Raw genomic sequence first — 5,773 nt, forward strand, 5'->3', positions numbered from 1 at the left:
TGGCGGCGCCGGGAGGTGCGTCGGGACAGTCACTTGGCAGATGTGCCGGGTCACCGGTCGCGAGACCCTCGAGGGAGCGGCGGGTCGCCCACTGCCCGCCGCCCCGTACCCGAGCAGCTCCGCACACCCCACCACGCGGTGGCCGCGCTCCACTGTCGGGGCATCACCTGCCATGGGAGGTTCGACATGACGACCCAGGACCAGCCGGCCGCAGCCGACGCGTTGGCGGCCTCACTGCAGCGAACCGAGCTCCTGCGCCGGCCCTCGTCGATCGCCGGCCGGGAGATCGTGCAGGTGAGGACCGAGATCCCCGCCGGCGTCGAGTCGGGCTGGCACACCCACCCGGGGGAGGAGGTGGGCTACATCGTGGCGGGCACCGTCGAGATGCGGATCGAGGACCGGCCGACCCTCACCCTGCACCCCGGCGACGGCTTCCTCATCCCACCGGGAACCCCCCACAACGCCTACGACGTCGGCCCGGAGGGCGGCGTCATGCTGTCCACCTACATCGTGGAGATCGGGCGACCCCTGGCCTCCTTCACCTGACGACGACCCCGCACCGGTCGAGCCCGGCCTCGGCGCACCGGCAGCGCGAGCTCCTCGCCGGTGAGGTGGGAGAGGCATCTGCTGGACGACCGCGCCGGCGCCGACCTGCGCACGGTCTGGGGTCCGGACCCGTTCGCCCTGGCGGGGCTGATGGTCCCCGGCTTCCGAGCTTCTTCATCATGTACGGCCCACACCAACGGCGGGCTGACGGTCTCCAACCTCGAGCACGAGGCGGACTTCATCGTCCACCAGGTCACCCGCGTCCTGCGCTCCGGCAGGACCGCGGTCGAGGCGCGGCCCCAGGTCGTGGACGGCTACAACAGGTGGGTGCAGCACCGCATCAGCAGCACGGCATGGGTCGACGGCAGCAACTTCGCCTCGCCCGGCCGGATCGTGACGCAGTGGCCGGAGGGAGCCGCGGTGTACGCGCTCGTGCTGCTGCTCCTGCGCAGGATCGGCACGAAGAAATCCTGAGCGTGCCGGGCCCGCGCGCAACCGTACGACGACGGGTGGATGGCCGTGGGTGGTCTGGCCTCGCGCATGTTCCTGCTGCAGTTCGGCGCGGAACGCGTCCCCAGGTCCCTGTCGGTGCGCGGCGGCACCTCGGAGCTGGGCTGGGAGCCGCTGTTCGGAGTCCTGGTCGAGACGGTCGAGGGATGGGTCCTCTTCGACACCGGGATGGCCCGCGAGGCACTGGACGCGGAGGAGACCCAGGAGAGCTACCGGGCCGGGGCGGTGAGCGCCGGGGAGGGTCCCGACCGGCTCACCTGGTCGCTGTACCCCACCCCGCCCGACCCCCGTCGGTGGAACTGGGGACTCGCGGGGGAGCCCCTCACCGCCGCCCTGGCCACCGTGGGTCTCGCCGTCTCGGACCTGAGCCTGGCCGTCATCAGCCACCTCCACCTCGACCACTCGGGCGGGATCCCGCTGCTGGCGGCGGCGGGTGTCGCGGTGGCACTCCAGGGCTCGGAGCTCGAGTTCGCGCGCAGTGGTCGAGCCGTGTCGCAGACGGGTTCCGGGCCCCGGACTGGTCGGACTCGCGGACCCGGTGGGAGCTGCTCGGCGGGGATGCCGAGGTGGCGCCCCGGGTCAGGGTCCTCTCGACGCCGGGGCACACGCCCGGGCACTCGTCACTGCGGGTCGAGCTGCCCGAGTCGGGCACGTGGATCTTCGCCGGGGACGCCGCCGACCTGGGTCAGAACCTCCTGGACCGGGTGCCGTGCGGCTACTGCGCGGGCGGGCGACCCGACGACGAGGCCTCGGCCGAGCTCTCCCTGCACCGTCTGCTGAGCGAGGCGGCGGACGCCGACGCCCGCTTGGTCCCCGGGCACGACCAGCTCGTCCTCAACGCCGTCCGTCACCCCCGCTCCGGCCACCGGTGAGCCGCCGTCAGTCGAACAACAGGGCGGCGACGGCCTTGCCGGTGTCCTCGATGTGCCGGTGGGCGGCGGCCTCGGCGGCCTCGGCGTCCCGGTCGCGGACGTGCGCCAGGACCGTCTCGTGCACGTGCAGCCAGTCCTCCCCGAGCTCGTGCTCGACGGTGGAGAAGTAGAACCGCGCCCGCTTCTCGAGGGCGGCCGAGGTGGCCGCCAGGACCAAGTTGCGGGCCGCTGCCCGGAGAGCGGCGTAGAAGCCGGAGCCGCTGGTGGGCTTCGTGACGGCCTCCTTGCTGCTCAGCAGGCAGGCCTCGAGCAGGTCGAGGTCCTGCGCGGTGCGCCGCGTCGCGGCCCACCGGGCGATCAGGCCCTCGACCACGGCGCGGAACTCGAACAGCTCGTCCAGCTCCTGGGGGGTCCGCTCGCGGACGTGGACGCCGTGGCGGGGCTTGATGTCGACCCAGCCTGCCTCGTGCAGCGACCTCAGCGCCTCTCGGACGGGGATCCGGCTCATGCCGTACTGAGCAGCCAGGGCGTCGGCGTGGATCCGCTCACCGGGCTCGAGGTCGCCGGTGATGATCGCCTGCTCCAGGGCGTCGTGGACGCGTGTGGTCAAGGTGGCGTTGGCCGGGACCGGGGGCACCAGGGGTGCTGAGCTGCTCACGACCGCTCCGTCCTGTGGCTCGGGGCTCCGTCGACATCCCGGAGCAGATGGTTTAGAAAGTATACGAAAGCGCGGCAGTCGGGCCGCACCGGTGACCGGCGGAGGGAACTCATCACGGCGCCGTGAGGAAGGTCAGGGCCGTGAGCGCGTACAGGGAAACACAACGAAGCACCTCCGCCTCCTCGGCGTAGTCGTCGATGCCTGCCGACCAGGTCGGCTGGGCCCGTAGCACAGCGCCGGCACGCCGGCCCGGCGCCCGCGACTGGCGTCGCTGGCGCGGACGAGCGGGGTGTCGGGAGCGGTCCAGTTCGCGTCCCAGCCCTTCACCCGGCGGACCCGCAGGGACTCGACGTCTCCCACCGCATCCTCGACGAGGGCCAGCGCGCGCTGTCGTGATCCCCGGCGGGAGGCGCAGGTCCACCTCGGCGGTGGCCCGGGTCGCGATCTGGCCGATGAAGGTGCCGGCCGTCACCGTGCCGACGTTGGCCGTCAGGACCAACCCCGGGTCGGTGTCCCCGCTCCGGGAGGCCACCGACGCCAGCTCCGGAGGCAGCGCTCCGGTCAGCCCGTTGAGTGCGTCGGTGCGGGTGACCGCCTCGGCGATGCGTGCAGCCGCCGAGCGCCCCGGGAGCACGGCGGAGGAGTGACCGGCGGGTCCCTCGGCCGACAGCTCGAGCCACAGCACCCCCTTCTCGCCCACGGCCAGACGTTCGAAGCCGGGCCCCTCCCCGCAGAGGAGCCCGTCGCCCAGCAGGTCCGGGTGCTCGCGGAGCAGGTGAGCGGCGCCGTTCTCCCCGAAGACCACCTCGTCGCCGACGGCGGCGAAGGAGATCCTCCCCGACCAGGTGCTGCGGCGGTCGGCGAGGAACGCGGCGGCGGTGATCATGGCGGCCACGGCGCCCTTCATGTTGCCCATGCCCAGGCCGTAGAGCCGGCCCCCGGTGCGCGTGAGCTCCCACACCGGTCGCGTCCACTCGGACTCCTCGCCGGGCGGCACGGTGTCGAGGTGGACGTTGAGGACCAGGTGGGGGCCCGGGCGCCCGGAGTCGATGTCGGCCACCACCGAGGGCATGGTCGGCACGAGGTGCTCCTGGCGGATCGGGATGCCGCGCACGCGGAGGGCCTGCGTCACCACGTCGGCCACCTGGCGCGTGTCGCCCACCGGGTTGACGCTGGGCGCGGCCACCAGGTCGGCGCAGAGGTCCACGATGTCCTCGCGCTGGGCGGCCACGGTCTCGAGCAGTCGGGCGGTCAGCTCCTGCGGGGTCATGCCACTCCTCGGGTGTCGCTGTCGCGTCGCCAGTCGGCGACCGCGTGTGGGACGGGGTGCGTGCCCGCCGCGACGACGGACCCGAACACTCCGTCGCCGACCGGCACGGGCACGACCTGGTGACCCCGTGCCGTGAGCGTGCCGTGGGCGGGGTGGCCCGCCTCGAGCAGGAGGTCACCGTCCTGGCTGCGCCAGCGCAGCGCTCCGACCGCCTCGGGGAGCGACCGGCCGGCCAGCGTGGCGGTGAGCACCTGGAGGAGGGTCTGGACCTGCCCGTCGGCGCCGGGGGTGGCGACGCCGAGGACGCCGGCGGGCGAGGTGACCATGGCCGGTGCCAGCGTGTGCACCGGGCGCTTGGCGGGTGCAGGGGCGTTGTCGCCGTCGGTGAACCCTGCCGCCCGGTTGTTCACCACGATGCCGAGCTCGGGCACGAAGACCCCGGACCCGAAGTCGTCGAAGACGCTGATCAGCGAGGAGACGACCTGTCCCGCGCGGTCGACCGTGGCCACGCCGGCGGTGTGGAGGTAGGACCGCGGCCCCCCACGCCCGGAGGCTCGCGTCGGGTCGACGGTGAGCTCCACGTCCAGGAGCTCCGCGCCCCGCCGACAGGACGAGCGGTGGGCGAAGACGGCTCCGACGACCTCCACCAGGAGGTGGTCGTCGACCGGCCCGTCGCCCATCAGCTGGCGCACCTTCCTGAGCGCCATCGCGAGGAGCACTCCCTGCGACATGGGTGGCTGCACGTGCACGTGCCCCTCACCCCACGCCACCGTGAGCGGGGGCGGGCACGGAGTCTGGTGCTCGGCGAGGTCGCGGAGGTCCAGCGAGCCTCCGCACCGCCGGACCGCCGCCACGAGGGCCGCGGCGTGGGGCCCGGCGTACACCGCGTCTCGCCCGGTGCTGACGACCTGCCGCAGCAGCTCGGCGAGCTCGGGCTGCACCCACGTCGTCCCGTCGTCGCCACGCGCGGCCGAGAGCAGGGACCAGCCCGATGCCCCGCCCGCCTCGAGACGGTCCCGCTGCCGGCGTACGGCGGCGACGAGGCCCTGGTCGGGCGTGAGTCCGTCGGCGGCGAGGGCGATCGCTGGGGTCAGGACGGCCTCCAGGGGCAGTCGTCCCCAGCGGGCGTGCAGGGTCACCCATCCGTCGACCAGCCCGGGAACGGCGACCGAGGAGCCGCCGGTGGTCGCCGGGGGCGCGGACAGGCCTCGCGGGCTGAGTCCGGTGCCGTTGACGGCCGCGACCCCCTCCCGGTCGTGCACCAGGGCCAGGACGTCGCCCCCGATGCCGGCCGCCTGCGGCATCACGACGCAGATCACCGCCTGAGCGGCGATCGCGGCGTCCACGGCGCTGCCGCCATCCTGCAGGACGTCGACGGCCGCCCTCGTGGCCCGGGGGTGTGCGGTGGCCGCGGCGCCTCCCGCTCCCGAGGCTCTGGAGGCGGTGTGGTCGGAGGTGGGCATGCGCGGCTCCTCGGAACGGGAAATATGGAGAGGTCTTGCCAAAAGCACTCGTGAGATGGATATAAAGCATTTCAACATCTCCGTGAAGGAGTCTGGATGACTCACACCGCCGATCGGCAGGGCCTGTCCGGGGCGCGACCTCTTGGTGAGCCCGGACATGTCGCTCGAGGTCGCCGAGCTCCTGCTGGCCGGAGTGCGGGCCCAGGCCATGGCGCGAGGCCTCGGGTGGACACCTCGTTCAACAGCTCCTTCTGGGCACACCAGGAGGACCCCGGCCGGGCGCTGGACGAGCTCACCGCGCAGATTCCGCTACGTCGGCGGGCCGAGCCCGACGAGATGATCGGGCTGCTGCTCTTCCTCGCCTCCTCCGCTTCGTCGTACATCACCGGTCAGGCGCTGGTGGTCGACGGCGGCTACACCTCCGTCTGAACAGGGCCACGCATGACCAGTGTCG

General features: G+C 73.2%; 6 protein-coding genes and 2 pseudogenes. 5 read left to right on the plus strand and 3 right to left on the minus strand.

The window, feature by feature from the left end:
- The first annotated feature begins 186 nt into the window (after positions 1–186).
- From QZX64_RS10905 to QZX64_RS10915, 4 genes and pseudogenes are all read left to right on the plus strand, one after another.
- A complete protein-coding gene (locus QZX64_RS10905) occupies positions 187–546 on the plus strand; it encodes a cupin domain-containing protein (protein WP_295659517.1) in 360 nt (119 codons plus the stop codon).
- Positions 547–606: 60 nt separating this feature from the next.
- On the plus strand, positions 607–1,020 hold the full coding sequence (locus tag QZX64_RS10910; RefSeq protein ID WP_295659520.1) for a hypothetical protein: 414 nt from the start codon (positions 607–609) through the stop codon (positions 1,018–1,020).
- Positions 1,021–1,086: 66 nt separating this feature from the next.
- Positions 1,087–1,542 (plus strand): annotated as a pseudogene (locus tag QZX64_RS16730) (MBL fold metallo-hydrolase); the annotation flags it as partial.
- Between the two features lie 35 nt (positions 1,543–1,577).
- Positions 1,578–1,928, plus strand: a pseudogene (locus QZX64_RS10915) (MBL fold metallo-hydrolase); the annotation flags it as partial.
- A 7-nt stretch (positions 1,929–1,935) separates the two neighbouring features.
- Here QZX64_RS10915 and QZX64_RS10920 read toward each other — a convergent pair.
- The 3 genes from QZX64_RS10920 to QZX64_RS10930 form a co-directional block, all read right to left on the minus strand.
- The gene (locus QZX64_RS10920) at positions 1,936–2,586 is read right to left on the minus strand and encodes a GntR family transcriptional regulator (protein ID WP_295659527.1); all 651 of its coding nucleotides are present in this window, start codon (positions 2,584–2,586) and stop codon (positions 1,936–1,938) included.
- Positions 2,587–2,698: 112 nt separating this feature from the next.
- The gene (locus QZX64_RS10925) at positions 2,699–3,856 is read right to left on the minus strand and encodes a M20 family metallopeptidase (RefSeq protein ID WP_295659529.1); all 1,158 of its coding nucleotides are present in this window, start codon (positions 3,854–3,856) and stop codon (positions 2,699–2,701) included.
- Positions 3,853–5,319 carry a gamma-glutamyltransferase gene (locus QZX64_RS10930; RefSeq protein ID WP_295659532.1) on the minus strand — a complete coding sequence of 489 codons (1,467 nt, stop codon included), beginning with the start codon at positions 5,317–5,319 and terminating at the stop codon, positions 3,853–3,855. Before QZX64_RS10930 ends, QZX64_RS10925 begins: the two co-directional genes overlap by 4 nt.
- A gap of 225 nt (positions 5,320–5,544) precedes the next feature.
- On the opposite strand from QZX64_RS10930, the gene QZX64_RS10935 reads away from it, so the two are divergent.
- Positions 5,545–5,748: an SDR family oxidoreductase gene (locus QZX64_RS10935; protein ID WP_295659534.1), complete on the plus strand. Its 204-nt coding sequence runs from the start codon at positions 5,545–5,547 to the stop codon at positions 5,746–5,748.
- The last annotated feature ends 25 nt before the right edge of the window (positions 5,749–5,773 follow it).

The organism is uncultured Nocardioides sp., assembly GCF_902805925.1.
Taxonomy (GTDB): Bacteria; Actinomycetota; Actinomycetes; order Propionibacteriales; family Nocardioidaceae; genus Nocardioides.